This window comes from Achromobacter sp. Root565, assembly GCF_001427425.1.
GTDB lineage: Bacteria > Pseudomonadota > Gammaproteobacteria > Burkholderiales > Burkholderiaceae_B > Achromobacter > Achromobacter spanius_D.
In genome coordinates, this window is record NZ_LMGO01000001.1 from 173,899 (window position 1) to 196,164 (window position 22,266).

Consider the following 22,266-nt stretch of genomic DNA (forward strand, 5'->3'; position numbering starts at 1 on the left):
GATACCTTTAAAGCATAAATGTTTTCGCCTTGCCCCAACAAGCGGCGCTCGTTTTTCGATACTTTCCGGGTCTGTCCGCAGGATTAGACGTTGAAAGCGTGCACGCGCGCGCTACCGCAGGTGCGCTTCGTGCAGGTCCAGCAGCCGCAACCGCAAAGCGAAACGCCACCAGGCCACTGGCGTCGTGGAACAGCGCCTCGCCTTCCAGGATGGCCATCATGCGGCGCGGGATGTGGACGCGCCGCGAGATCGCTTCGACCGCCACCGGGTCCGTCGGCGACACGATGGCGGCGATGGCGAACGCCACGAGCAACGGGACGCGAATGCCCGCGGATCGACGTGACCTTGGCTCAAAGGGGCGCGCAATCAATTCGCCGTGATCTTGCCCACTTCGATCACCTTCTTCCAGCGGGCAAATTCCTCGGCCTGGAATTTGGTGAATTCTGCCGGCGTGTTGCCGACGACCTCAAAGCCCAGTTCCAGCAGGCGCGGTTTCACCGACGGGTCATTCAGCGCGTCGGCGATGCCGGCGCGCAGCTTGTCGCGGATGTCGGCAGGCATGCCCTTCGGCCCGGCAAACGCCTGCCACGACGTCACGGTCACGCCCTTCAGACCCAGCTCTTCCATGGTGGGCACGTCGGGCAGCAGGGGCGAACGCTTTGCGCTCGTCACCGCGATGGCGCGCAGCTTGCCCGACTGGATGTGCGTGAGGCACGTGTTGATGTTGCTGAAACTGGCGTCGACCTGGCCGCCCAGCAGATCCACGATGGCCGGTGCGCCGCCCTTGTATGGCACATGAGTGGCCTGCGTGCCGGTCTCCTGCCAGAAGAGTTCCGCGGTCAGGTGATCCGAAGTGCCGTTGCCCGCCGAGGAAAACGTCATGCGGCCCGGGTTGGACTTCAGGTAATCCAGCACGCCCTTCATGTCGCGAAGCTGCGAATTCGCGTTGACCACCAGCACGTTCGGCGCCTGCACGGCCACCGTGATGTATTCGAAGTCCTTGAGCGCGTCGTAGCCCGGCTCTTTGACGAGGTGCGGGCCGATCACGAAGGGGCCCAGCGACGACACCAGCACCGTGTAGCCGTCGGGCGCGGCGCGCTTGGCTTGTCCCGCGCCCAGCGTGCCGCCCGCACCGGGCTTGTTCTCGATCACGAAGGTGCCGCCAAACTTGTCCTGCAGCTTGGGCGCAACCGTCCGGGCGATCAGGTCGGTCGAACCGCCCGGCGGAAACGGCACCAGCATCGTGACGGGTTTGGCGGGCCAGTTCTGCGCCTGGGCCGATGCCGTGACGGCCAGGCCGAGCGCAAGCGTGGTGAACCATTTTTTCATGCGAGTCTCCTTTGGATTGGCGTCTGTCGCGCCGTTGGTGGTGCATGTGGTCCCGCCGCAAGACGGCGGGACCGGAATGGGTCAGTTCCGCTTGCCGACCTCGACCGTGTCGCGCGTCCACGCGCGCGCCTGATCGCTGAGCGAGATGCCCAGGCCCGGGCGGTTCGGCACCAGCATGCGGCCGTCGCGGATCTCGAGCCGCTCATTGAAAAGCGGTTCCAGCCAGTCGAAATGCTCGACCCACGGTTCGGTCGGATAGGCGGCGGCCAAGTGCACGTGCAGTTCCATCGCAAAGTGCGGCGCCAGCATCGCGCCAGCCTGCTCCGCTTGCGAAAGGATCTTCAGGAACGGCGTGATGCCGCCCACGCGCGGCGCGTCGGGCTGCACGTAATCGGCGGCGCGGTGGCGGATCAGCTCGCTGTGCTCGGCCGCGCTGGTCAGCATTTCGCCGGTGGCGATCGGCGTGTCGAACTGGGCGGCAAGCGCGGCGTGGCCTTCGTGGTCGTAGGCGTCCAGCGGCTCCTCGATCCACACCAGATTGAACTGTTCAAAGATGCGGCACATGCGCTGCGCAGTCGGGCGGTCCCACTGCTGATTGGCATCGACCATCAGCGGCACGTCGTCGCCCAGGTGTTTGCGCACGGCTTCGACACGCCGGATGTCCAGTTGCCGGTCGGGCTGGCCGACCTTCAGCTTGATGCCGCCAATGCCGCGTTCGCGCGACGCGCTGGCGTTGACCAGCAGTTGCTCGAGCGGCGTGTGCAAAAAGCCGCCGGACGTGTTGTAGCAAGCGACCGAATCGCGATAGGCGCCCAGCAGCTTGGCAAGCGGCAGGTTGGCGCGGCGGGCCTTCAGGTCGTACAGCGCCACGTCGAAGGCGGCGATGGCCTGGGTCGACAAGCCGCTGCGGCCCACGGACGCGCCGGCCCAGCACAGCTTGGTCCAGAGCCGGCCGATGTCGCTGGGGTCTTCGCCGATCAGGACGGGCGCGATTTCCTTGGCGTGGGCAAATTGCCCCGGGCCGCCGGCGCGCTTGGAGTAGCTAAGGCCGATGCCCTCGTCGCCGTTTTCCGTCTGCACCTCGACAAACAGCATCGCGACCTCGGTCATCGGCTTTTGCCGGCCCGTCAGCACCTTGGCGTCGCTGATCGGGGTGGCCAGCGGCAGATAGCACGACGAGATGCGCAACCAGGCGATGCGGTCGGCGTGGGAAGTGGCGGTCATGGAAGTCTCCGGGTATTTAGGCGGTCCTGCATGGACCAAGCGAAAGAATCGTCACGTCATGAAGGGTCACGCCGACGAATGGACAACGTTGTCATTTGCGACCAAATAAAAAGCGCCGGTTATGCGGAGCCTGGCTGGCGGCGTGAGGAAAACGTTGCAGCTGAGGTTCATGATAACGTTGTCCACAACGCGCGGCAAGCCAGCACGCGATCCGTACAAACCCGCACTTTCCGGTTCCATGAAGCCCAAATCCATCACCTTGCATGACGTCGCCCGCGCGGCCGGCGTGTCGCTCATCACTGCGTCGCGCGCCCTCGGCAACCCGGGCCGCGTTTCCGAGGCCACCATCGCGCGCGTCCAGCAGGCCGTTGCGGAAACGGGGTACATCCCCAATTTGCTGGCGGGCGGTCTGAAGTCGCGGCGCAGCCGCACCGTGGCGGCGCTGGTGCCCATCATCTCGGTCCCGCAGTTCCTGCCCACCATCGAAGCGCTGACTGCCGAACTCGACCGCGAGGGCTACCAGCTCATCCTCGGGCAGATGGGCTATGACCGCGGCCGCGAGGAAGCCTTGCTCAACGCCATGGCGGGACGGCGCGTGGACGGCGTGGTCGTTGCCGGTCTGTTGAGCGACATCCCCGCCGCGCACCGCCTGCGGGAGATCGGCATCCCGGTTGTCGAGACTTGGGACCTGACCGAGCGCCCCCTCGACATGTTGGTCGGCTTCTCGCATCGGCAGGTGGGCAGCGCCGTCGCCGAATTCTTCCTGTCCAAGGGGTGGCGCAACGTGGGCCTGGCCACCGGCGACGACCAGCGCGCCGCGGTGCGCCGGGCGGCCTTCCTGGAAACCCTGGGCCATGACGTGCCCACGGCGGTCGTCCCGGCGCCCAGCAACGTGGCGTCCGGCCGGCGCGCCGCCGCCGAACTGTTCGATAGGTCGCCCGGCCTGCAGGCGATTTTCTGTAGCGCCGACGCGCTGGCCGAAGGCGTGCTGACCGAGGCACGCGTGCGCGGCCTGCGCGTGCCGCAAGACCTGGCGGTCTGTGGATTCGGCGGGGCCGACTTCGCCGCGCACCTGGCGCCGTCGCTGACCACCGTGCAGATCGACGGCGCAGACATCGGCACCCAGGCCGCGCACGTGCTGATGGCGCGTTGCCGCGGCGAGGCTCCACCAGAGCCCGTCATCGACGTGGGATTCCGGATCGTCGAACGCGAATCGACGGGCACGTCCGCTGCAACTTGAAAAGGTGTCTGACACCTGTTGAGACGGTGCGGCACGCTGACGATCCTCCCCAGAGGGTGTCAGACACCTAGCGGCGGATCGTCGAACGCGAACCGACGGGCACGTCCGCTGCAACTTGAAAAGGTGTCTGACACTCGTTGAGACGGTGCGGCACGCTGACGATCCTCTCCGGAGGGTGTCAGACACCTGGCGGCGGATCGTCGAACGCGAACCGACGGGCACGTCCGCTGCAACTTGAAAAGGTGTCTGACACCCGTTGAGACGGTGCCGCAAGCTGACGATCCTCTTCGGAGGGTGTCAGACACCTGGCGGCGGATCGTCGAACGCGAATCGACGGGCACGTCCGCTGCAACTTGAAAAGGTGTCTGACACCCGTTGAGACGGTGCGGCACGCTGACGATCGTCTCCGGAGGGTGTCAGACACCTAGCGGCGGATCGTCGGACGCGAACCGACGGGCACGTCCGCTGCAACTTGAAAAGGTGTCTGACACCCGTTGAGACGGTGCGGCACGCTGACGATCGTCTCCGGAGGGTGTCAGACACCTGGCGNCGACGGGCACGTCCGCTGCAACTTGAAAAGGTGTCTGACACCCGTTGAGACGGTGCGGCACGCTGACGATCGTCTCCGGAGGGTGTCAGACACCTGGCGGCGGATCGTCGAACGCGAACCGACGCACACGTCCGCTGCAACATGAAAAGGTGTCTGACACCCGTTGAGACGGTGCCGCAAGCTGACTATCGTCTCCGGAGGGTGTCAGACACCTGGCTGGCCGCCTATCGCAACAGGCGGTTGTCAGACCGCGCCGCCGGTAGGAAAATCCCGCCGAGCCGCGCGCGTTCGACAGCGCGTCCCGAAGCGCCCTGCCGCCTCAGAAGGAACCGCCCGTGAAGGATGATGTTGGCCAGTACCAGACTCACCCCGTCACCCTGCTCAACCCCAACCCGACGTCGGACTGGCTCTATCACTGCGCGATGAGCCTGCTCAAGCTGCCCGCGGACGATGCGATCTCGGCGCAGCTTGCGTACATGGGCGAAACCTCGGACATCGACCGGGCGTGGATGATCGAATACCGCCCCGACATGCTGCGGCTGCGCAATACCCACGAGTGGTGCCGCGGCCAGACCGAACCGTTCGTCGCCGAACTGCAGGACGTGCCGACCACGCTGATCGCCTGGCTGCACCGGTTCATGGTCAAAGGCCAGGCGGTCGCCATCCACGACGTCAACGACCTGCCGCGCACCGCGCGCGCCATCCAGGCCGAATTCCAGCGCCAGGGCAACAAGAGCGTGCTCAGCGTGCCGGTCTGCCATGACGGCAAGCTGCAAGGCATCATCGGTTTCGACACTACCGCGCGGCACCGGCGCTGGTCCGCCAGCGAGGTCGGCGCGCTGTACCAATGCGCCAACCTGATCGGACAAGCCAAATACGGAAGCGGCCGCACGCGGGCGCCGCTGGGCAACCCCGCTGCATCGGTCGTCTACCTGAGCATGCGCGGCGTGGTCCGGGGCGTTCAGCCGGAAGCCATCGTGGGCGTGCGCTCGGCGGGAAACTATAGCGAAATCTGGCTGGACGACGGCTCGATGGTGCTGGACTCGCGCGCGCTCGGCGTCTGGTCGACGCTATTGCCCGAGAAGACGTTCTTCCGCGTTCACCGCACCGCCATTGCCAACGCGTTGCATGTCATGGACGTGGACCGCAGAAGCGTCGACCGGTGGCAGATCCGGATGCGGGCCGTGGACGACGCGTGGCCGGTGTCCCGCGCGTACCGCAAGCCGCTGCGCGAACGCATGGGAATCTGAGCCCGGACCGCCGGCAGAAACGCCAGCAGAAACGCCAGCCAATATGCCATTCATCACGCCGGGATGTTGTTTCGTCCTGACGCTGGTGGCTACGCACCGGGATTTTGGGATCATCGCGGCATGCGGAGGGACACCCGTTCCTCGCCGTCTTCAGAGAGATCCGCATGCTGACGTCCCGCCTTCTCCCGCGCATCCCCGTTCTTGCCCTGAGCGCCGCCTGCGCACTGGGCGCAGGCCAGGCCCAGGCCGCCGACCTGGCCTTGCAGGATGCCGTGTCCATGGCCGGCATGCAGATGTATCTGAACGGCGGCGCGCCGGGCCTCATCATCGCGGCGGTCCGCGGCAATGAGGTGGTGGTCCAGGGTTACGGCGAAACCGCGCCGGGCAGCGGCATCGAACCCGACGGCCAGTCCATCTTCCGGATTGCGTCGGTGTCCAAGGTGTTCGCGGGCGACGTGCTGGCGTCGCTGGCAGCCAAGGGCAAGCTCAAGCTGACCGATCCCCTGTCGAAGTACGCACCCGACAACGCCAAGGTCGACGCCAACGGCCGCCCGATCACGCTGCTGGACCTGGCGACGCATTCCGCAGGCCTGCCGCGCGAACTGCCCAACCCCGACGCCAAGCCCTCCGACAATCCGTTTGCCGCCTTCGACCGCGCCTATTACTGGAAGTGGATGGGCAGCCACAAGCCCGCCTACGCGCCCGGCACCACGACACTGTATTCCAACCTGGGCTATGGCCTGCTGGGCGACGCGCTGGCCAAGGCCGGCGGCGCGGACTACTCGACCGTGCTTGCCAACGAGGTCTTCAAGCCCGCCGGCATGACCGATGCCACCAACGTGCTGAACGAAGCACAGAAAAAGCGCCTGATGACGGGCCTCGATCCCTTCGACAAGCCCGACCCCAATGCCGTGGCGCCCGACATCATGTATGCCAGCGCCGGCGTGTACGCCACGGCCGACGACATGGTGCACTGGATGCGCTGGCATCTGGATGGCGCCCAGCAGGCCCGCGAGAACGCCCTGCTGGCGCACACGATGTGGCTGCCGTACGACGGGCTTAAATCCGTTGTGGGCACCGAGGTCACGGACGCCGACGGCATGGGACTGGGATGGGTGGTCACCCTGCCGCGCAACGGCACGCCACTGCTGCTGGGCAAGAGCGGCGGCATTGGCGGCTTCATGTCGTACGTGGTGCTGTCACCCAACCGCGACCTGGGCGTGTTCGTCGTCGCCAGCCGCGTGAATTTCGGGATGTTCAACAACATCCATGCGCAGGTGCGCGAACTGGCAGCTGAGCTGGCGCGGTGAGGCGTCTGCATCGTGCGCGGCGCCAGGCCGCGGCGGCGCTGCTTGCCGCGGCCGCGCACGGCGCGTCGGCGCAAGAGGCAAGAGACATCTTCAAGACCGAGATCTTCCTCACGCCCTACAGCGATCTGGCCGACGGCGATGAGTCGTATCCGCGCCTGAACGGCAGGTTTCTGCTGATGACCGGCTACACCGGCTTTTTCGGCGTGCACGACGACAACGGCCAGCTTCCGCGCTCGCACTGGAGCAGCGTGCAGCCCACCGCCGAGGCCGCGCTGGTGCTGCAACTGACGCGCGAGTTCTCGATCCGCACCAAGGCCACGTTCAACTCGTCCACCAACGACACCAAGGACAACGCGTTCTCCGATCTGGGCGTGAACCTGGACAACCTGTTCGCGGCCTACACCGCCGACAACTACGCGCTGTACGGCGGCAAGATGGACCTGGGCTTTGGCGACGCCTGGCACGTGGTGGACGGCCTGTACTCGGGCTTTAACGAGAACTCGGAATTTCGCGGATCGATCGGCGTGGGCGGACGCTACACCCTGGGCACGTCGGGCCGCGGCACGCATTCCGTGGCCGCCCTGCTATTCAAGCGCGACAACACCGCCATGAACCGCAGGTTCAGCCTGGACGGCGGCCTGCTCGGTCCCGACGAGCCGCCAAGATTCAGCGACCAGTTCAAGTCGTTCATCCTTTCGTACGACTTCCGCGACCTGCCCGGCTTGCCCGGCATATCGGGCGGGGTGGACGCGGGCCGGCTGCACCTGGATCCGGATCAGGGCAAAAGCGCCAACACGATGTCGGCCCGCCTCAGTTACGACACGCCGCTGGGCAACGCATGGAACCTGAACTGGTTCAACGAGGCTACGTATTCCAGCGCCTTTCGTGGCGCGCCGGTTTCCAACGGCAATGGCGTAACCTCGGTGTCGTTGTCTCGAGACCGCTGGCAGATCACCGCAACGGCCGCCGTGCGCAAGCTGACCGGCGGCGGCCAGACGCTGGCCCGGCATGGCCTGCTGGACAGTACGGATTGGGGAGTATCGGGCGCAGTCACCTACGTCACGCCCGTGGGGTTGATCGTGCAGGCCGGGATCACGCACCAGCGCGACCAGGCCCTGCGCCTCAACCAGGGCGTCTTTCGCATCGCTTACCAAGCAGGATTCTGAGGCCAACATGCACAGCACAACCACGCGCATCACCGCAACGATCGTTCTTGCCCTGGGCGGCGTCACGTCAGCCTGGTCGCAGCCCGTGCCGATTACCCCCGCCGACTACCCGCCGGCTGACGCGGTCGCCATACCGGCCGGCAGCCGCGAGCGCGCCGTCGCGGAACTGCCCGGCGTCATCAAGGACATCATGGAACGCAGCCAGGTGCCGGGCCTGGCCGTGGCGGTTGTCATCGATGGCAAGACGGTGCTGACGCAAGGCTACGGCACGCGCGAAGTGGGCAAACAGGCGCCGGTGGATGCCAACACCGTGTTCCAGATCGCGTCCATTTCCAAGTCGCTGTCGGCAACGGTCGCCGCCATCGAGATCACCCAGCGCAAGGCCACGTGGGACGACCCCGCATCGCGTCATCTGCCCGGCTTTGCGCTCAGCAACGCCTATGTGTCCGAGCACGCCACCATCGGCGATTTCTTTGCGCACCGCACCGGGCTGCCGCCCACGGCGGGCGACGATCTGGAAGATCTGGGCTTTTCCCGCAATGACGTCATCGCGCGCCTGCGCCTCTTGCCGCTCACCCCCTTCCGCACCTCCTACCACTACGCCAACTTCAGCACCACGATCGGCGCCGAGGCCATCGCCCGTGCAGCAGGACGCCCGTGGGAGCAGCTGGCCGACGAACAGCTCTTCAAGCCGCTGGGCATGGCGTCGACCAGTTACCGCTATGCGGACTTCGAATCGCACGCCAACCGCGCCTTGTTGCACGCCTACCAGAATGGCCACTTCGTGCAGGCGGGCAAGCGCAACGCCGATGCGCAGGCGCCCGCGGGCGGCGTGTCCTCCACGGTGGTGGATCTGGCGCAGTGGCTGAAACTGCTGCTGGCTGATGGCCAACATCAGGGCAAACCGCTGGCCGCGCCCGGCGCGCTGCTGCCCGCGCTGTCGCCGCAGGCCTTCAGCGCCCCCGCGCCCGATCTGAAGTCGCGTTCCGGCTTCTACGGCTATGGCTTCAACGTCAACACCGAAACCGGCGGACGCCCTGCGATGGGGCATTCCGGCGCCTTCCTGGTGGGCACGGGAACCACCTTCCGCATCGTGCCCTCCGCAGGCATCGGCATCGTCGTGCTGACCAATGGCGCCCCGGTCGGCGCGGCGGAAGCCGTGGTGGCCACGTTCACCGACACGGCGTTGTACGGCAAGTCCACGCGCGACTGGTATGCGGCGTACCACGGCGCCATGAAGAAGCTGTTCGAACCGCAGGCGGACCTGACCGGAAAGCCCGATCCCGCCAAGCCCGCGGCACCCAAGGCGTTGTCGCAGTACACCGGCACGTTCGACAACCCTTACTACGGCCCCGCCCGGATCGAAGAAGCCTACGGCGCGCTGACGCTGGTGCTGGGCCCCAGGGACATGCGCTTTCCCGTGCGCCACTGGGACGGCGACACGTTCGCGTTTTCGCCGGCCGGCGAAGCCGAAATGATCGCGTCGCGGGCATCCATCGTCTTCAAGATGGACAAAGGGCAGGCCCAGGGCTTTGACATCAAGTACTACAACGACAGCGGGCTGGGGCACTGGGTCCGGAAATAGCGCCCCCCTGCCCGCGAGGCGCGCCGGACGCATCTACGACTAAAGGCGGATTTGCGGCGATTCGGGGTCCTTGAAGCTGGCGGTGCCGTTCTAGTCAACCTGACCGCAAACTGTCGTCGAGCAGGTTCCCGTCGCCCCCGCTTCGGGCTACAGTGCTCGTTCCTCGGGATCCCGAAAGGATTGAGCATGGCCGACGACAGTACGCTTCTCAACGACAACGCGGTGTACAGGACTTTGCTGGAATCGACCAAGGCGATTCCCTGGAAGATCGACTGGGCCACGATGAAGTTCGCCTATATCGGCCCCCAGATCGAGGCGCTGCTGGGCTGGCGCACGGATAGCTGGGTCACCGTCGAAGACTGGGCCATGCGCATGCACCCCGAGGACCGCGAGTACGTCGTGAACTTCTGCGTCTCGCAATCCCAGGCCGGCGTCGACCACGAAGCGGACTACCGCGCGCTGACCAAGGACAACGGCTACGTGTGGATCCGCGATGTGGTTCACGTCGTGCGCACGGAAAGCGGCGAACCCGAGGCCCTGATCGGCTTCATGTTCGACATCACCGAGCGCAAAAAGACCGAAGAAAAACTGCTCAGCCTACAGAAAGAACTGGAGGTGCTGTCCTTCAAGGACGGCCTGACCAATATCGCCAACCGGCGGCGCTTCGACAGCAGTTTCGAACTGGAATGGGAGCGCGCCCGCAGCGAGCGCCAGCCCTTGTCGGTCTTGCTCTTCGACGTCGACTTCTTCAAGCAATACAACGACCTGTATGGCCACACCCAGGGCGACAAGTGCCTGATCGAGATCGCCGAGACGCTGAGCCTGGCGCTCGATGGCCCGCGCGATCTGGTTGCCCGCTACGGCGGCGAAGAATTCGTCGTGCTCCTGCCCGAGGCCGATGCCGAGGTGGCCCGCAAAGTCGCCGAACGATGCCAGCGACAGCTCCAGAAGAAATCCATCGTGCACGCGCTGTCGCCGCACGGCCGGCGCGTCACGGTCAGTGTGGGTGCGAGCACGGTGGTGCCGGATGACCAGCATGCGCGCGGCAGCCTCATCAAGGCGGCGGATCAGCAGTTGTACCTGGCCAAGAACAACGGGCGCAACCGCGTGGAGCATGTGCAGTTGGGCGCGTAGCGTCCTCCTGGGAACGCGGCCGCGTCCGGTCACCCGCCGCGAAAAATCCCGCATATCGGAACAGGCAGCCGGCCAACACCGCCGACCCGCCTTTTTCGCCCGCAGTTCCCCGTATTGCACCGCAACATAATGTGCTGTAGTGCCCGGGTGGAGGGCGCATTCCGCGCCCCCGTCGCGTGCCCATCATGTCCAAACTCAGAAATCTCTCTCTCCGGAGCAGCCTGACCGCACTGGTACTGTTCTTCATCGTGATGCTGGTGGCCGTTGGCGCCATCGCCATGCAGCAGCTCTGGAGCATCAGCCAGAAGCAGCGCGCCATGTACACGGAAACCGTCATGCCGCTGCGCGTCGTCGTCGACGCCGCCCGCCAAGGCGCCACGCACTTCCGGCGCATGTATGTCTATATCTGGAACACCGACCCGCAAGGCCGCCAGAACGAGCTGCGTCTGAACGAAGAATCCGAAAAATCCGTGTTGCAGGCGCGTGACCGTCTGCAGCAGGAGCAGGACCCCGCCCTGCGCGCGCTCGGCGGCAAGCTGGCCGACACCTGGACCCGCTACAAGGCGGCCGTCAACGACGTGAAGGGTCTGGCCGACCGCAACGATCCGACCGCGATGACCGTGCTGCACAAGGACTCGGCCGAGCTGCATGTCGCCGCGCGCAACATCCTGATGGAAGCGGCCAAGCGCCAGGAAGAACTGGCCCGCCTCGACACCGAAGACGCGGCCGCGGCGGTCGAACGCACGTTCTGGACGCTGACCGCGCTGATCGTGCTGTGCGCGCTGATCGGCAGCATCCTGGGTCTGGGCCTCGTGCGCTCCGTCATGCGCCGCCTGGGTGGCGAACCCGCCTACGCCGCGCAGATCGCCCAGGAAGTCGCAAAGGGCAATCTGGCCGTGCGCGTGCAACGCCGTGAAGGCGATCAGACCAGCGTGCTGGCCAACATGGACGCCATGCGCGCGAACCTGGCGCAACTGGTGAGCCAGGTGCGCCAGTCCAGCGAGTCCATCGCCACGGGCGCCACGCAGATCTCGTCCGGCAACGCCGACCTCAGCCAGCGCACCGAAGAACAGGCCGCCAACGTCGAAGAGACGGCGGCCTCGATGGAAGAGATGAACTCGGCGGTAAAGCAGAACCTGGAATCCGTGCAGATGGCCGGCAGCCTGGCCGGCTCGGCCAGCGAAGCCGCCGCGCGCGGCGGCGAAGTGGTCGGCAACGTGGTCAGCACCATGGATGCCATCTCGGCCAGCTCACGCAAGATCGTCGACATCATCGCCGTCATCGACTCCATCGCGTTCCAGACCAACATCCTCGCCCTGAACGCCGCCGTCGAAGCGGCCCGTGCGGGCGAACAGGGCCGCGGCTTTGCGGTCGTGGCGAGCGAAGTGCGCGCGCTGGCCCAACGCAGCGCCAGCGCCGCCAAGGAAATCAAGCAGCTGATCAGCGACAGCGTGGGCAACGTCGAAGCCGGTTCGAACCTGGTCGGCGAAGCCGGCAGCACCATGAACGACATCGTGACGCAGGTGCGCCGTGTTGCCGACCTGATCGCCGAAATCGGCGCCGCCGCGCACGAGCAGGGACAAGGCATCTCGCAAGTGGGCGACGCCATCAACCAGCTCGACCAGACCACGCAGCAAAACGCCGCGCTGGTGGAGGAATCGGCCGCCGCCGCGCACAGCTTGAATTCGCAGGCTGCCACGCTGGTGAAGCTGGTCAGCGTCTTCCGTCTTGCTGAAGACGACGCGCCGCGTTTCGTGGCGCAGCCGCAGGTTGCTCAGGTGCGCGAGGTGCAGCCGGCAGCGCCACAGCCCGCAAAGCCGCAACGCGCGCTGGCCAAGCCGGCGTCTACCCGGCCGGCAGCCGCCAAGCCGGCGGACACTCGCCGCGCCCAAGCCAAGCCCGCCCCGCAATCCAAGAGCCCGCTGCGCGTGCCCGGCGACCACAAGCCCGCGCAGTCGAATGATGATTGGGAAAGCTTCTGATCGCCGTGGCGCGCCGGGGGTCGAACTGATGGTTGGTACGTCATTGACGCACCCTCAGTAGCGCTTCGCTACCGATTGGCGGCGTGCCGCGCTTAGCGCCCAACCGCGTATCGCCACGTTGCAAATCGAAGCGACCTCGCCCTGCCCGCTCACCTATGCTGGTCCTTCCGGCCCACGCGGCCGCCTTTCCGAGGAGCAGCGTATGTTGGACCACATCGAGATTCACGTCAGTGACTTCGCGCGCAGCCGGGCGTTCTACCTGAGTGCGCTGGCGGCGATGGGTTATGTGCCGCGCAAGGTGCTGGCGACGGGCATGGGCTTTGGCATCGGGGAGCCCGACGACGCGGGCGACCCGGGCGGCGAGTTCTGGATTCATCAGGGCACGCCCAGCACCCCGCGCGTGCATATGGCGTTCCGCGCGCGCAGCCGCGCCGAAGTCGATGCCTTCCACAGTGCGGCGCTGGCGGCCGGCGGCCGCGACAACGGCGCGCCCGGTTTACGCCCGCAATATCATCCGCACTACTACGGCGCCTTCATCCTGGACCCCGACGGCTACAACGTCGAGGCGGTGTACCATCGCCCCGCCTGATGCGCCTGACACGCCATACCCGCGCCGCCCCCGGGTTCAGGGCTGACCGGGCGGGCGCACACCCAGCGCGCGCATCCACGGGTTGTCCGCCATGCCTGGAATGGGCGCCATGCCCGGCATCGGAAAGCCGACGGGATTGAGCGCGGCGTCTTGCAGCACCTTGGCCCACTCGCGCGGATCGATCGGTTCGCCCATGCGCGCGCGGACGTCCAGCAGATCCAGCGCCGCGCGCCGGTGCCCCGCCTCGGCTGCATCGCGGAACAGTCGTTCGGCCACGGCGTAATTCTTGGGCACGCCCCGGCCCATGCCGGTCAGCTCGCCCAGATAGGTTTGCGCGGGCGCGAACCCCTGATCGGCGGCGCGCTGATACCAGCGGGCGGCCACGGGGTAGTTCTGCTGCACGTGCTCGCCATTTTCGGCGATCAGCCCCAAGGTGGTCATGGCGACCACATCGCCCGCCTTGGCGCGCGCCTGCAACGACGCCAGCCGGGGCTCGTCCACATACTGCGCGCCCCGCTCAATCTCGTATTCCCAGGCGCTCATGCGCGCCTTGATCAGATCGCGTCCCAGCGTGGGCGACGGGCCTCGGCCTTGAGCCGTCTGACCGGCGGATGCCCCCGGCGTCGCGGGCGTCTGGGCGTCCGCCAGCGTGGTGAAGGTGACGGTGCCGACCAGGCTGCTGGCGTAGTGCGGTATCTGCCGGTAGGCGGTGGCCACCTGCACGTCGGCGGTCAATTGCTTGAAGAAGGTCTCCACCGGCGCGGAGCCGGGCAGCGCGCGCAGCCCTTGCGCGAAGTAGTACGCGTAGGGGCTGTGGCGGGGGCCGTCGTTGCCGAAACCGTCCTCGGCGGTGGCTCCGGGCTGCGTGGAGAAGGCGATGAGCTCGCCGCCCGCGGGCACCGCGTGCACGAGCCCCGAGGCGGGCGCACCCCGCGTCAGGTTGGTGCGGCAGGCGTCCAGCACCATCAGGCGGGCGCGCACGTTGGCGCGCCGGAGCGCCTGCGACACGCGCTTGAGGCTCAGCGAGCTTTGCTGCGCCGTGCGGATGCGCACTTCACTCAGCGGCAGCGGCAGGTCCACGCCGAACAGATAGTTCACGTCGTCCACCGCGACGGCGTGTCCGGCGAAGTACATCAGCGCCAGGTCCCCGCCCGTGGCGCGAAGGGCAAAGTCGTCGACGGCGGCTTCCATCTGCGCCGTGGTCAGGTCCGTGAGCAGGGTCACGTCGATCTGGCGCTGGCGTAGCGAGTCGGCGATCAGGCGCGCGTCGTTGACCGGGTTGACCAGCGCGTTGGCCGGGACGGCGTAGCGCGCGTTGCCGATCACCAGCGCGTAACGGCGCTTGGCGGGTTCGGCTTGCGGGTCGGCCTTGGATTTGGTGTCCGATGCGGTCTTGGGATCCGACACATTGGCGGAGGGACCGTCCTCGGGCGCGGGCGCCGCCGTGGTCGGCTGGGGAGCCGGCGCGCCCGAGCGGGCTGGCTCCTCATCCATCATGTTCCGGTTGTTCAGCCCCCGCGCATTGGCGCCCGCCGCAAACACGGCGCCAGCATGCCCCCCGCACAGCCCCGCGCCGATCAGCGCGGCCAGCAAGCGCCGCCGCAGGAGGGGTTGCGCGGGCGCGTCCGCCACGTTGGCGTCTGCGAGTTCGTTGATGGGCTTCATAGGAAACTTTGGGTCTGACGTGGTGGTGGGCTTTGCGTTGGGATTGACGGCGGGCTTGCGCCAGCGCCTCACGGCTTGGGACACGCGCCGGCCGGCGCACCGGTGGCAGACAGCGCGCCCAGCGCCGTCGCGGCATCGCGCAGCGACGACTCACGCGCAGCAGCCAGGACGTATCGCCCGTCCGCATCGGGTCCATCGACGATGGACACGGCGTACTGGGACAAGGTATTGCGCAACTGCCGCGCCGTCAGGGCGTCGGGAAGATCCACCACCAGCCGCGGACATGACGCACCGCCGCGCGACAACACATCGTCGGACATGACTACCTCGGGTCCTTCCACCGGCGCCTGCTGCACCACCACGACGGACAGCATGATCGCCAGCGCCCAGCCCAGCGGCATCAAGGGGCTGGCGGGCGTGGGCCACAGCCACTGCCACAAGCGCCGCAGGCGCGACACCGGCGCAGGCACAGGCGCAGGTGCAGGTGCAGGTGCAGGCACAGGTTCGGAAGCAGGCGCGGGTGCCGACTCGTGCGCCGGCGCGGCCTCCACGCGCTGCCCCAGCGCACGCAAGAACGCAGCCTCGCGCTCGCCCCGCCCGATCTCGTTATGCGCAAGCTGCCGCGCCTCGGCCAGGTTGCGCCACGCCTCCAGCTCCTCCCGCAATGCGGGATCGCGCGCGAGATCGGCTTCAAAGGCCCGGCGGGCATCGGCGTCCAGCTCGCCGGACAGATAGGACAGCACTCGGTCTTCAGCCATCATCAGTCCATCCCCTTGCGGGTGCATTCCGTCACCAGCTTGCGCGCGGCATGCAGGCGGCTCTTCACGGTTGGCACGTGCAGGTCCTGCTGCCGGGCGATCTGTTCCATCGGCATGTCGTCCAGATACAGGAACATGGTGGTTTTCAGCGTATCGCTGAGTTTGTTGAGGCAGTCGCGCATGCGCTTGACCACCGACAGGTGCTCGTACGCATGCGCGGGGTCGGCAAAGGGCGAGGCATCCGCCACCTCCCGGGCGTCGTCAAACGCCACGTCGTCCAGATCCCCGCCATCCTCGGAACCCGACCACTGCACCTCATGCCGCGTGCGGCGGTGAAACTGGATCAGCTCGTGCAGCGATCCGCGGTACAGGTAGCCGCCCAGCTTGCTGACGGCCAGTTCATGCGCCGTCCATCCGCCCTCGGGCTGGCCGTGCAGAAAGCCCTCGTCCTTGAACGTGCGCGTCTGCAGAAACTTCATGAGCGCGTTGTTGAACGCGTCCACCACGCCTTCGGGCGGGACATTGAAGAATTTTCTGCGCAGTTTCAGCGTGATGTGCTGCTCGGCCTTGTTCCGAAACTCCAGCGCATAGCGCGGGTCGGTGTGCATGATGCGCAGCAGCGCGTCGACGTTGTTGATGACGTAGCGCTTGGATTCGAGCGTGTTCATGGTTCAGGTTCTTGGGGCTGCGGCACCTTAGCTGCGCAGACGCGGAAAATCAAGCGCGGCGGCGCAACGCGGCGACCCCGCGGACAGTGAAGGCCAGCGCGATGGCGGCAGACAGATAGAAACCGAATCCGAACGACAGACCGCTCCACAGGTTGGATGCCATGTCGCCCGCCAGGCTGCGGCCGGCGCGCGAATTGCCCATGATGCCCGCAAACTGCCGCGTCGCATTCATGAACTCCTGCACCTGCGAGACCACGCCCGCCAACGCAATGACCCACAACACCAGCGGCGCGAAATAACCCAGGCGCGCCGCGCGATGGTCCAGCAGCGAAGGCAGCAGCGGCCCCACGACGGCCAGCAGCCAGAGCAAGGCATAAAAGCCCGCGCCGGACCCCTGCCCTGCCATCGCGCCCTGCACGCTGCCGCCGTTCTGCAGGCGCAAGAGGTCGTAGAAGCTCAGGCTGGCGCTCGATCCCATCATGCGCACGGACACCACCGCGAACAGCGTGGTGCCCAGAAGGAACAGCAACGCGCCCGCCGCGTCGCCCCGGTTGACGCGCTGAACCGCGATGGCCCCCAGCCGTGCCGCGTGGGTCTTGGCCTGCGTCAATACGTCTTGTGCTTTGTCCTGCATGGTGTGTTTCCTTATTTGGGTGAGGCGGGTGCCAATATGGTCGGCCGGTATGGACGCCGATACTGAGCCCTACGCGCAGCGGCGCAAAAGGTTCGATTTTTTTTCTGCCCTTTCTTCGGCCGATTGATTTGCCGGGTTCGGTTTATCCTTCGTCGCTAAATTTTTTCCGAACCTTTTTCAAGACGGCGCGTAGCAAGGAGCAAGGGCTCGCCATTTCAGCCCCGCACGCTGGAATGCCCCCCGCGTCTTCCACGTGCCGATATTTCCCACTTATCAAGAACGGAGCGTTGAATCATGTCCACCCCCACCCCGCTGTCCGCCCTGTACCAGACCGTGGTGCAAGAAGAACTGGGCCTGGTCGCCAGCTTTGACGAGCAAGGCGATGTGGTCTTCAAGCATCCCGACATGGGCATCATGTACTTCAGCCTGAGCGATTCGGACCCGGAATTCCTGCGCCTCGTCTACCCCAGCTTCGTGCAGGCCGACGAACTGGAACTGACCCGCGAGCAATTCCTTGAAGTCATCAACGTCGTGAACAACCGCTGCAAAGCCATCAAGCTGACGCTGCCGCAAGAGGACGCCGGTCGCCCCGCGCGCGTGTCGGCGTCGGTGGAGAGCTTCGTGGCTGCTCCCGACACCCTGCCCGACCTTGCGCTGCTGCGCGCCATCGTGGCCCGCTGCGTGTCCGCCGTCCGTCACGGGGCGCACGAGCTGGTGAAACAGTCGATGGAACTGAAGCAGGGCAATTGAAACAAGTCTGGCCCTGCGTTGTAACTGTGAGATACATTGCAGGGCTTTGACAAAAATGGCGCCCGCGAGGCGCCAGGTTTTTAGCCTTCCCATGATGTCATTGCGCCTGCACGTCTCTCGTTCGTTGATCCTTCGCCTTGGGGCCAGTTTCCTGTTGCTGGCGGGCTTGTCCGCCTGCGCGGTCAAGACCAATTCGAGGGGCAACCTCGTGTACGGCGTGGACACCGCCGCCCTCTTCGGCACCGAGATCGGCCAGTTTCCGCTGCAAGACGGCGGACAGGGCACGCTGCGCCGCGAAGGCAAGAACTTCTCGGTGAAGCTGTCGGGCAACCAGCGCGTGGTGCCCCTGAACAACGTGGAATCCGCGCGCATCGCGCGTACCGAGAACATCGGCCCACGCACCGTGGTCGTCATCGAGACCCAGCGCCGCAACTGCGATTACCGCTATACCGTGCTGGCCATCCAGGGGTCCGACGTGCTGTCGTGGGACGTGGGAAATTGCCGCGACCGGCCAGTCGTGCTGGTCCAAAATGACGGCAGCGCCCTGACTTTCGACTTTCCCAAGGGCTCGGCGATCGAGCGCTTTGTCTACACGCAGGATGGCCGGATGCGCCGCGGCGACGTGAAGAGCGTCGCCGGCTTGAATCCGCGCGCCAAGCCGTTTGCCGACGAGTCGCTGTATCCGCCCGGGTATATGGATTCGATCCGGCTGCATGGCGTCTATCCGCCGCCCTCGGCGCCGGCAGCTCGATCGGGCAAGGCGGCAAAGCCCGCCAACAGCGGCCGCCGTGCCGCCCCCAATGCCCCCGCTGCGGTTCAGACGCAAGCGGCGGGCAGCTCCGCTGGGCGCGTCGCGCCACCACAGCAGCAGCGCGTGCCCGCCGGCGATGCGCCGGCCGCACCACGCTCGGGCGCGGCCTCGCGCGTGCCGGCCAAGCTGGATCTGCCCGACGAGGAAATCACGTCGACCCGTCTGGATCTGAGGGATTGATCGTGCGCCAAGCCCAGATTCGCCAGATTCTCTTCCTGATCGTCCTGACGGTCATCTACCTCAGTTTTGAACTGGGCTTTAACGCCCGGCTGCTCGATGTCATTGGCAGCCGCGCGACGCCCCACGATATCGAGGAACTGGAGTTCTTCGGCCGCACCCTGTCCGGCATCGCCGCCGCGCTGGTGGTGCTGCAGTTCATGCTGGCCCGGCGGCTCGCCACCGGCGGCCGGCCGTCGTACCTGAAGATCGCCGTTGCCTGCGCCGTGACCGCGCTGCTCGTTTTCAGCGCCATCAAGATGATGGTGAACGTGCTGGTCGACTCGCGCGACGGCGAGTTCCGCCGCATTGCCACCAACGCCGGCCTGCTGCAACGCTCGCTGGTGCAGGGCGACCTGCATCTGGATGGACTGGTCGACGACGGCGTCTACGCGCGTCCCGAGGGCAAGGCATTCCTGGCGGTATTCCAGGTGCTGCTGTCCAACATCGACAATCTGGACGACAAGGTCGAACCCAAGAAGCGCCAGGTCATCCGCACCGACCTGCAGCGCCAGATGAAGACCTTCACCTTCGATGACCGCGAAGTGCGCATGACGTCGCCGGGCATCCGTGGCTATCACCAGGTCTACACGAGCGTGATGCAGTCCGTGGCCGAGCGCTGGAAGCAGTACGCCGGCGTGCCGGTCGCGTCGGATATCGGCCTGGCGCGCGAACAGGATCGTGCGTGGGGCGACTACCGCCGCAACCTGTCGCGCCGCGGCTGGACCCCGGAAAGCGTGCCCGCGCGCTATCAAGGCCGCGTGGTGCAGGACGTGCGCAAGCGCATCCCCGTGCCGGCTGGCTGGCAGCCACACGACCGCGCCACCTTCAATGAGGCGGTCGCGCAGCAATACTGGAAGACCATGCGCAGCCGCACCGTGCATGTCGAGGGCGACGCCATCCCGCCCGGCCTGTCGTACGAAGACTTCGTGGCGCGCCCCGGCGTCCAACGGCTGCTGCGCCAGACCTTGATGGTGCCGGCCACCATGAACGTCGCGCCCAACTACACCGACGCCGCCGGCTTCAAGCGCCTGTACGACGGCATGCTGGACCGGGCGGTGGACGAAGCCATGCCGCGCTTTTCCGCCAGCAGCGCGGACTTTGCGCGCGGCGGGCAGCATCACAAGCTGGGAGAGGACGCCGCGCGCGCGGCCATCGTGCCGCCGGTCGCGCTGCTGTTTTCGCTGCTGGGCGCGGTGGGCCACTTCGGCAAGCTGCTTTACCTCATCGTCAAACTTGTCGTCTGGCTGCGCACGCCGGCCGGCCAGCGGCCGGGGCGCACCGCCACGCGCGCGGCGGGCCTGGCGCTGGTGTTGACGCTGGCCTGCGTCTGGACCGCATTCTCTTTCATGCAGAACGGCGTAACGCAAAGCGAACTCTTCCAGCAGATGTCGCGCGTGGAAGCCGGCCGCCATGACGAATCGATAGGCCAGGCGCTGCGCCGCCGCGTGCTGGCCAACGTGGCGCACGTGATCGTGGTGGGCCAGGCCTATACCTACCCCTTCAACGAAGCCGTGCGCACATATTTGCTGGGCGGCTTCCGATTCGGATACCACGGCAATGCGGGCTAGCCGTCAATAGGCGGGCGGCTTCGCCTCGCGTCCGGCAGAAGCGGCGTGCGCCAGCGCGCGGGTGATGATGCTGGTCGACACGTTGGCAAAATAGCGCGCGCCCATTGCCCCGTACTTCTCCTCGTCCTGCGGCGTCAGCGCGATGATCCCTGAGCACTTGCCTGCCCCGGCGATCGCGCGCAGCCCGGCCTCGATGGCGCGTTGCACGGGTTCGGCGTTCCAGTCGCTGCCGTGACCCATTGCGTGCGCCAGGTCGTTGGGGCCGATGAACACCGCATCCACGCCGTCCACCGCCGCAATCTCGCCCGCCGCCGCAATGGCCTCGGGCGTTTCGATCATGGCGATGAAGCCGATGCCGTCGTTGCTGCGCTGCGTATGCCCAGCGCCGCCGAAGGCCCCGTAACCCGCCGCGCGCGTGCTGAACGCGCTGCCGCGTCGGCCCAGCGGCGGATAGTGGATCATGCCGGCGAGGCGCCGCGCCTGCTCGGCGCTTTCGACCATGGGCACCTGCACGGCGCTCGCGCCCATGTCCAGGATGCGCGGCAAGTCCTGCTCGAAACAGCGCACGATGGGCACGATGCCCGTGGCCCGCGCGGCGCGCAGCATGTGTTCGGTCATGCCGAAGTCCGCGCTGCCGTGCTCGTTGTCCAGAATGATGAAATCGAAGCCGGCATACGCGCACATCTCGACGATGGCTGGGCTGGGCAATCCGTTGAACAGGCCGCGCAGCGGCTTGCCGCTGCGCAACATGTCCGGCAGGCGGCCGTCCAGCGGGAGGCGGGGATCGGTCATGAAAGTCTCCTGTGTCGGGGCGGGATCAGTCGGCCTGGATGCCGGCGTCCTTGATCACCTTGCCCCATTTTTCTATTTCACTGCGTTGGAACTTCGAGAATTCTGCCGACCCGCGGCCGTCGGGCGCCACGCCCAGCGTCAACAGCTTGGCGCGCACGTCGGGGGTGTTGACGATGGCCGCAATCTCGCGCTCCAAGCGCTCCACCACCGGCGCGGGCGTGCCCGCCGGCGCAAAGATGCCTTGCCACGATTGCATCGCAAAGCCCGGCAATCCCAGCTCGGCAAGCGGTTTGACGCCCGGCAGGTCCGCCAGCGGCGCACTTGATGTGACGCCCAGCACCTTGACCCGCTTGGCATCGATCATCGGCCGCGCGGCCGCGACCGTTTCAAACACCATGTCGATCTGTCCGCCGATCAAATCCACCATCGACTGGGATCCACCCTTGTAAACGATCTGGCGCAACCGCGTGTCCGAAATCGACTGGAAGAGCTGTCCCGACAAATGCTGCGACGTGCCCGCGCCGGCCGTGCCGTACGTCAGCCCGTCCGGGTCGGCGCGCGCGGCGTCGATCACCTGCTGCACCGTATCGAAGCGGCTGTCGGCGCGCACCACCAACGCGTTGCTGACCATGCCCACCAGCCCGACGGGCGTGAAGTCCTTGACCGGGTCATAGCCCAGCGACTTGATGAAGAACGGGTTGACGGCATGCGTGGTGATGGTGCCGCCCACGATGGTGTAGCCATCGGGCTCGGCGCGCGCCACCTGCTGCGTGCCAACAATGCCGGAAACGCCCGGCTTGTTCTCGACGATGACCGATTGCCCGAGACGAGCGCTCAATTGCTCGGCCATCAACCGTGCCACGCCGTCGGACACGCCGCCCGGCGAAAACGGCACGATGTACCGGATATTTTTGGTCGGCCAGGCGGGCGCGCCGCCTTGGGCGTGGGCCATGCTGGCGGTCAGTCCGATGGCCGCTACGGCGGTCAGGGTGCGTACAAAAATGCTGCGCATGCGTTTGTCTCCTGGTGTCAATGAGCGCGG

19 protein-coding genes and 1 pseudogene are annotated in these 22,266 nt (G+C 66.5%); 11 read left to right on the plus strand and 9 right to left on the minus strand.

Going from position 1 to position 22,266, the window contains the following annotated elements:
• Positions 1-139: 139 nt before the first annotated feature.
• From ASD71_RS27385 to ASD71_RS00790, 3 genes and pseudogenes are all read right to left on the minus strand, one after another.
• Positions 140-319 (minus strand): annotated as a pseudogene (locus ASD71_RS27385) (cation:proton antiporter); the annotation flags it as partial.
• 47 nt (positions 320-366) lie between these two features.
• Entirely contained in the window at positions 367-1,329 is a 963-nt protein-coding gene (locus ASD71_RS00785; RefSeq protein WP_056558584.1) for a tripartite tricarboxylate transporter substrate binding protein, read from the minus strand.
• 81 nt (positions 1,330-1,410) lie between these two features.
• Complete coding sequence (locus ASD71_RS00790; protein WP_056558587.1) at positions 1,411-2,553, minus strand: mandelate racemase/muconate lactonizing enzyme family protein; 1,143 nt, start codon at positions 2,551-2,553, stop codon at positions 1,411-1,413.
• Between the two features lie 238 nt (positions 2,554-2,791).
• Here ASD71_RS00790 and ASD71_RS00795 point away from each other — a divergent pair, with 238 nt between their 5' ends.
• From ASD71_RS00795 to ASD71_RS00830, 8 genes are all read left to right on the plus strand, one after another.
• Complete coding sequence (locus ASD71_RS00795) at positions 2,792-3,793, plus strand: LacI family DNA-binding transcriptional regulator (protein WP_056566223.1); 1,002 nt, start codon at positions 2,792-2,794, stop codon at positions 3,791-3,793.
• A gap of 885 nt (positions 3,794-4,678) precedes the next feature.
• Complete coding sequence (locus ASD71_RS00800; RefSeq protein ID WP_235511994.1) at positions 4,679-5,593, plus strand: GAF domain-containing DNA-binding protein; 915 nt, start codon at positions 4,679-4,681, stop codon at positions 5,591-5,593.
• Positions 5,594-5,757: 164 nt separating this feature from the next.
• Positions 5,758-6,903: a D-alanyl-D-alanine-carboxypeptidase/endopeptidase AmpH gene (gene ampH, locus ASD71_RS00805; RefSeq protein WP_056558589.1), complete on the plus strand. Its 1,146-nt coding sequence runs from the start codon at positions 5,758-5,760 to the stop codon at positions 6,901-6,903.
• Positions 6,900-8,069, plus strand: a complete 1,170-nt coding sequence (locus tag ASD71_RS00810; RefSeq protein ID WP_235511995.1) for a hypothetical protein — start codon at positions 6,900-6,902, stop codon at positions 8,067-8,069. The genes ampH and ASD71_RS00810 overlap by 4 nt, the downstream gene beginning before the upstream one ends.
• Positions 8,070-8,076: 7 nt before the next feature.
• Entirely contained in the window at positions 8,077-9,654 is a 1,578-nt protein-coding gene (locus tag ASD71_RS00815; protein WP_056558592.1) for a serine hydrolase, read from the plus strand.
• Between the two features lie 186 nt (positions 9,655-9,840).
• Positions 9,841-10,788, plus strand: coding sequence for a sensor domain-containing diguanylate cyclase (locus ASD71_RS00820; RefSeq protein ID WP_056558595.1), 948 nt, complete (start codon positions 9,841-9,843; stop codon positions 10,786-10,788).
• Between the two features lie 185 nt (positions 10,789-10,973).
• Entirely contained in the window at positions 10,974-12,770 is a 1,797-nt protein-coding gene (locus ASD71_RS28520; RefSeq protein WP_056566231.1) for a methyl-accepting chemotaxis protein, read from the plus strand.
• A 202-nt stretch (positions 12,771-12,972) separates the two neighbouring features.
• On the plus strand, positions 12,973-13,359 hold the full coding sequence (locus ASD71_RS00830) for a VOC family protein (protein ID WP_056558598.1): 387 nt from the start codon (positions 12,973-12,975) through the stop codon (positions 13,357-13,359).
• Between the two features lie 36 nt (positions 13,360-13,395).
• Here the strand turns inward: ASD71_RS00830 and ASD71_RS00835 are convergent, their stop codons facing one another.
• From ASD71_RS00835 to ASD71_RS00850, 4 genes are all read right to left on the minus strand, one after another.
• The gene (locus ASD71_RS00835) at positions 13,396-15,024 is read right to left on the minus strand and encodes a caspase family protein (protein ID WP_235511996.1); all 1,629 of its coding nucleotides are present in this window, start codon (positions 15,022-15,024) and stop codon (positions 13,396-13,398) included.
• Between the two features lie 68 nt (positions 15,025-15,092).
• A complete protein-coding gene (locus ASD71_RS00840) occupies positions 15,093-15,785 on the minus strand; it encodes an anti-sigma factor (RefSeq protein ID WP_235511997.1) in 693 nt (230 codons plus the stop codon).
• On the minus strand, positions 15,785-16,450 hold the full coding sequence (locus ASD71_RS00845; protein WP_056558603.1) for an RNA polymerase sigma factor: 666 nt from the start codon (positions 16,448-16,450) through the stop codon (positions 15,785-15,787). Before ASD71_RS00845 ends, ASD71_RS00840 begins: the two co-directional genes overlap by 1 nt.
• A 49-nt stretch (positions 16,451-16,499) precedes the next feature.
• A complete protein-coding gene (locus tag ASD71_RS00850; protein ID WP_056558606.1) occupies positions 16,500-17,084 on the minus strand; it encodes a hypothetical protein in 585 nt (194 codons plus the stop codon).
• A gap of 294 nt (positions 17,085-17,378) precedes the next feature.
• On the opposite strand from ASD71_RS00850, the gene ASD71_RS00855 reads away from it, so the two are divergent.
• The 3 genes from ASD71_RS00855 (at position 17,379) to ASD71_RS00865 (ending at position 20,432) form a co-directional block, all read left to right on the plus strand.
• Positions 17,379-17,834, plus strand: a complete 456-nt coding sequence (locus ASD71_RS00855) for a hypothetical protein (protein WP_056558609.1) — start codon at positions 17,379-17,381, stop codon at positions 17,832-17,834.
• A gap of 91 nt (positions 17,835-17,925) precedes the next feature.
• Complete coding sequence (locus ASD71_RS00860) at positions 17,926-18,825, plus strand: hypothetical protein (RefSeq protein ID WP_235511998.1); 900 nt, start codon at positions 17,926-17,928, stop codon at positions 18,823-18,825.
• A 2-nt stretch (positions 18,826-18,827) separates the two neighbouring features.
• Entirely contained in the window at positions 18,828-20,432 is a 1,605-nt protein-coding gene (locus ASD71_RS00865; protein ID WP_056566241.1) for a hypothetical protein, read from the plus strand.
• A 3-nt stretch (positions 20,433-20,435) separates the two neighbouring features.
• Here ASD71_RS00865 and ASD71_RS00870 read toward each other — a convergent pair whose 3' ends face one another.
• Together ASD71_RS00870 and ASD71_RS00875 are read right to left on the minus strand one after the other, a co-directional pair.
• Entirely contained in the window at positions 20,436-21,224 is a 789-nt protein-coding gene (locus ASD71_RS00870; RefSeq protein WP_056558612.1) for an HpcH/HpaI aldolase/citrate lyase family protein, read from the minus strand.
• 25 nt (positions 21,225-21,249) lie between these two features.
• Positions 21,250-22,236 carry a tripartite tricarboxylate transporter substrate binding protein gene (locus tag ASD71_RS00875; RefSeq protein WP_056558614.1) on the minus strand — a complete coding sequence of 329 codons (987 nt, stop codon included), beginning with the start codon at positions 22,234-22,236 and terminating at the stop codon, positions 21,250-21,252.
• Between the last annotated feature and the right edge of the window lie 30 nt (positions 22,237-22,266).

What these genes read in the sequence shown, in the direction of transcription:
- ASD71_RS00785 (WP_056558584.1), bottom strand. Translation starts at nt 1,329, where the DNA reads ATGAAAAAATGGTTCACCACGCTTGCGCTCGGCCTGGCCGTCACGGCA.
- ASD71_RS00790 (WP_056558587.1), bottom strand. Translation starts at nt 2,553, where the DNA reads ATGACCGCCACTTCCCACGCCGACCGCATCGCCTGGTTGCGCATCTCG.
- ASD71_RS00795 (WP_056566223.1), top strand. Translation starts at nt 2,792, where the DNA reads ATGAAGCCCAAATCCATCACCTTGCATGACGTCGCCCGCGCGGCCGGC.
- ampH (WP_056558589.1), top strand. Translation starts at nt 5,758, where the DNA reads ATGCTGACGTCCCGCCTTCTCCCGCGCATCCCCGTTCTTGCCCTGAGC.
- ASD71_RS00815 (WP_056558592.1), top strand. Translation starts at nt 8,077, where the DNA reads ATGCACAGCACAACCACGCGCATCACCGCAACGATCGTTCTTGCCCTG.
- ASD71_RS00820 (WP_056558595.1), top strand. Translation starts at nt 9,841, where the DNA reads ATGGCCGACGACAGTACGCTTCTCAACGACAACGCGGTGTACAGGACT.
- ASD71_RS28520 (WP_056566231.1), top strand. Translation starts at nt 10,974, where the DNA reads ATGTCCAAACTCAGAAATCTCTCTCTCCGGAGCAGCCTGACCGCACTG.
- ASD71_RS00830 (WP_056558598.1), top strand. Translation starts at nt 12,973, where the DNA reads ATGTTGGACCACATCGAGATTCACGTCAGTGACTTCGCGCGCAGCCGG.
- ASD71_RS00835 (WP_235511996.1), bottom strand. Translation starts at nt 15,024, where the DNA reads ATGAAGCCCATCAACGAACTCGCAGACGCCAACGTGGCGGACGCGCCC.
- ASD71_RS00840 (WP_235511997.1), bottom strand. Translation starts at nt 15,785, where the DNA reads ATGATGGCTGAAGACCGAGTGCTGTCCTATCTGTCCGGCGAGCTGGAC.
- ASD71_RS00845 (WP_056558603.1), bottom strand. Translation starts at nt 16,450, where the DNA reads ATGAACACGCTCGAATCCAAGCGCTACGTCATCAACAACGTCGACGCG.
- ASD71_RS00850 (WP_056558606.1), bottom strand. Translation starts at nt 17,084, where the DNA reads ATGCAGGACAAAGCACAAGACGTATTGACGCAGGCCAAGACCCACGCG.
- ASD71_RS00855 (WP_056558609.1), top strand. Translation starts at nt 17,379, where the DNA reads ATGTCCACCCCCACCCCGCTGTCCGCCCTGTACCAGACCGTGGTGCAA.
- ASD71_RS00860 (WP_235511998.1), top strand. Translation starts at nt 17,926, where the DNA reads ATGATGTCATTGCGCCTGCACGTCTCTCGTTCGTTGATCCTTCGCCTT.
- ASD71_RS00870 (WP_056558612.1), bottom strand. Translation starts at nt 21,224, where the DNA reads ATGACCGATCCCCGCCTCCCGCTGGACGGCCGCCTGCCGGACATGTTG.
- ASD71_RS00875 (WP_056558614.1), bottom strand. Translation starts at nt 22,236, where the DNA reads ATGCGCAGCATTTTTGTACGCACCCTGACCGCCGTAGCGGCCATCGGA.